The sequence below is a fragment of the Mesorhizobium sp. M4A.F.Ca.ET.020.02.1.1 genome (genome assembly GCF_004022645.1).
GTDB lineage: Bacteria > Pseudomonadota > Alphaproteobacteria > Rhizobiales > Rhizobiaceae > Mesorhizobium.
Genome location: NZ_RZOI01000621.1, coordinates 1 through 3673, shown reverse-complemented (window position 1 = coordinate 3673; position 3673 = coordinate 1). Strand labels below are relative to the sequence as shown.

Sequence of the window (3673 nt, the reverse complement as noted above, 5' to 3'; positions counted from 1 at the left end):
GAGCAGACCCGTGTCCAAACGACTGTGATTTCCCCGCTTAGTCAGGGAAGATGCTAAAGCGCAAGCCCAAACAAGCGGTTAAGCCAAGGCCGCTTTGCCGAAAAAACCGGCGGCGTGGGCAAAGAAGAACCCCGAACCATCGGGATGGTTCGGGGTCTGCTTGGGTTCTGTATGCGGTAGGTCGCGGCCGCCTATTTCCAGTCGCGGATGTCGACGAAATGGCCGGCGATCGCTGCCGCCGCCGCCATGGCCGGCGACACCAGATGGGTGCGGCCCTTGAAGCCTTGCCGGCCCTCGAAATTGCGGTTCGAGGTCGAGGCGCAGCGCTCGTGCGGCTTCAGCCGGTCGTCGTTCATGGCGAGGCACATCGAGCAGCCCGGCTCGCGCCAATCGAAACCGGCGGCGAGGAAGATCTTGTCGAGACCCTCGGCCTCCGCCTGTTCCTTGACCAGGCCGGAGCCCGGCACGATCATGGCGTTGACGCGCGGATTGACTTTTCTGCCCTCGACCACCTTGGCGGCCGCGCGCAGATCCTCGATGCGGCCATTGGTGCACGAACCGATGAACACGCGGTCGAGCTGGATGTCGGTGATCCTGGTGCCGGGCGTCAGCCCCATATAGTCGAGCGCGCGCAGCTTCGAGGAGCGCTTGTTCTCATCGGTGATCTCTTCCGGGTTGGGCACGAAGCCCTGCACGGAGACGACGTCCTCCGGCGAGGAACCCCAGGAGACGATCGGCGGCAGCTTCTGCGCGTCGAGCACCACCACCTTGTCGAAATGCGCGCCTTCGTCGGAATGCAGCGTCTTCCAGTAGGCAAGGGCCGCGTCCCACGCCGCGCCCTTCGGCGCGCGCGGCTTGTCCTTGACATAGGCGAAGGTCGTCTCGTCCGGCGCGATCAGGCCGGCTCGCGCCCCGCCTTCGATCGACATGTTGCAGATCGTCATGCGGCCTTCCATCGACAGCGCACGAATCGCCTCACCGGCATACTCGATGACATAGCCGGTGCCGCCGGCGGTGCCGATCTCGCCGATGATGGCAAGGATGATGTCCTTGGCGGTGACGCCTTCGGGCAGCGTGCCGTCGACACGCACCAGCATGTTCTTGGCCTTGCGCTGGATCAGCGTCTGGGTGGCCAGCACATGCTCGACTTCCGACGTGCCGATGCCATGCGCGAGCGCGCCGAAGGCGCCGTGCGTGGAGGTGTGGCTGTCGCCGCAGACGATGGTCATGCCGGGCAGGGTGAAACCCTGCTCCGGGCCGATGATGTGGACGATGCCCTGGCGGATGTCGTTCTCGGAATAATAGTCGATGCCGAAATCCTTGGCGTTCCGGGCCAGCGCCTCGACCTGGATGCGGCTTTCCTCGTTCCTGATGCCGAACTTGCGCTCGGGCGAGGTCGGCACGTTGTGGTCGACCACGGCCAGCGTCTTTTCCGGATGCCGGACCTTGCGGCCGCTCATGCGCAGGCCTTCGAAGGCTTGCGGGCTAGTGACCTCGTGGACGAGGTGGCGGTCGATGTAGAGCAGGCAAGTGCCATCGTCCTGACGGTCGACCAGATGGTCGTCGAAAATCTTGTCGTAGAGGGTGCGCGGTGCGCTCATGTGCGTAAATCCGTCGATATGAAAAGGGGGAGAGTAGACGCCGGCAGTCCGGCGCCACGACTGCGATCAGTCGGCCTGGCTAAGTCGGCTGGTGAGCGCGCCGCAGACGCGCGCGGCAAATCGCGACGGCAGGCGCTTTCTGTCCTGCAGCACGAAACTTTTATAAGCCGGATCGCCGAAAAGCTCTTCCATGGCGCTGCTCATATCAATGTTTTGCCTTTTCGGCAATTGCGGGCGGCGGTGCGGCTTTCCCTTCCCCCTTGTGGGGAAGGTGGATCGGTGCGCAGCGCCGAGACGGATGATGGGTGTTGGGAGGAGTGCCGTCATCCGACCTCGCTTCGCGAGGCCCCTTCTCCCAGGGGAGAAGGGGAAGAGGGCGGCGCTCACATCACTTCAAACACAAACGTCTTCACCAGCGCTTCCGGATCGCCGATCGCGTAGCAGCGGAACCACAGACTTTGCTCCACGGCTCGCCATTTCTTCGCCTGCTCCAGTTCGTCGAACACCGCATGGAAGCCGCCGCTCTCGAACACCTGGTCGCGCACGGTGAAGATGGCGTGGCCGCCGCTCTTCGTGATGCGCACCAGCTCATGCAGGCCGGAGGCTGGCGCGTGGCCGATGGTGAAGACGCCGGTCGAAAAGAAGGCGCGGAAATGGCCGTCCGGCCAGGGCAGCTGCCCGCCGAGCATCCCCTTCTTCAGCTCGCCATAAGCCTGCCGACTGCCGGCGAGCTTCAGCATGTCGTCCGAAAGATCTAGCCCAGCGATGTCGCCATAGCCCAGTGCCTTGAGCGACGGGCCGGAGAGGCCGGTGCCGCAGCCGGCGTCGAGCAGCGGACCTTCGCCGACAGGCACGTGGCGCGCCACCCAGGCTGTGATCAGGAAGGGGAGCAAATAACCGAGCGAGGCGGTCTCGCTGTCATAGGTCGCGGCCCACTCGGCATAGGCCTTGGCAAGCGCTTCCGGCGTGTCGGCCGTGTAGACGGAGTCCAGCGCCGCATTGGCCTTGTCGAAATTCATCGATTGTCCTCCTCCGCTACCGCGCGGCGAGGATCGTAGCGCGGTCTTTGGCGGGCGGCTATTGCTGGTGCTGGCGGCGCAGCCGTTTCTCGAGCCCCCTCAGCGCCAGCGACAGGCCGACCGTGAGGATCAGATAGATGTAAGCGACGATGGAATACGTCTCGAAGAAGCGGAACGAGCCGGCGGCGTAGATCTTGCCCATCTGGGTGATGTCGGCGACGCCGAGCACCGAGACCAGCGAGGAATCCTTGACCATGGCGACGAAGTCATTGCCGAGCGGCGGCAGGATGGTGCGGATCGCCTGCGGAAAGACGATGAGCCGGAAGCGCTGCGCGCGCGTCAGCCCCAGCGCCTTGGCCGCTTCGATCTGGCCCTTCTCGACCGACTGGATGCCGGCACGGAACACTTCGGAGATGAAGGCGGAATAGCCGATGGTCAGCGCCATGATGGCGCGCCACAGAAGCGAGACGTCGCGCACCTGCAATTCGCCGAGATAGCCGGCGCTCTGCAGCGGCGCTGTCAGCGCGTTCCACGCCGCGACGAAGGCCGGCGCGCCGGCGAACGCGATCCAGAACAGCAGCACCAGGATCGGCACACCGCGGATGATCTCGACATAGAAGCGGGCGATCTGGCGAAGCAGCCGCGAGCTCGACAGCCCCATCAGCGCGATGCCGAGCCCGATCGCCGAGGCCAGCGCGAAGGCGACCACGGTGACGAAAACGGTGATGCCGATCCCCTTGGCGACCGTGGCGAAGACCTGGGCGTAGAGGTCGCTGGAAGCGATGAACAGAGCGGCGACCAATGCGAGGACGAGGGCGGCTGCCAGCCACCAGGGGAATTCGGATTTGGCTGCAGAAGCGGACGGCGCAGGCATCAGCTGGCACCGCTGGTGTAAGAATCGCGAAAGGCTGGCGCCAAGGCCCCCCTCTCTGGCCTGCCGGCCATCTCCCCCTTAAGGGGGGAGATCGAACTTCGCGTTGGCTTTCGCCAATCACCAACGTTGAATGAAGAGCACCGTCGGCGGAGCTGCCAATCTCCCCCCTTGAGGGGGAG

Annotated in this window: 4 protein-coding genes; all 4 read right to left on the bottom strand. The window is 64.7% G+C overall.

From position 1 onward, the window contains the following. Positions 1-191 precede the first annotated feature (191 nt). On the bottom strand, positions 192-1601 hold the full coding sequence (leuC, locus tag EN742_RS28015) for a 3-isopropylmalate dehydratase large subunit (RefSeq protein WP_126057475.1): 1410 nt from the start codon (positions 1599-1601) through the stop codon (positions 192-194). Positions 1602-1667: 66 nt separating this feature from the next. Then, positions 1668-1928, bottom strand: a complete 261-nt coding sequence (locus EN742_RS38290; RefSeq protein ID WP_189375649.1) for a hypothetical protein — start codon at positions 1926-1928, stop codon at positions 1668-1670. A 56-nt stretch (positions 1929-1984) separates the two neighbouring features. Beyond that, positions 1985-2620, bottom strand: coding sequence for a class I SAM-dependent methyltransferase (locus EN742_RS28005; RefSeq protein ID WP_127404786.1), 636 nt, complete (start codon positions 2618-2620; stop codon positions 1985-1987). 58 nt (positions 2621-2678) lie between these two features. Continuing rightward, positions 2679-3494 carry an amino acid ABC transporter permease gene (locus EN742_RS28000; protein ID WP_126057473.1) on the bottom strand — a complete coding sequence of 272 codons (816 nt, stop codon included), beginning with the start codon at positions 3492-3494 and terminating at the stop codon, positions 2679-2681. Positions 3495-3673: the final 179 nt, after the last annotated feature.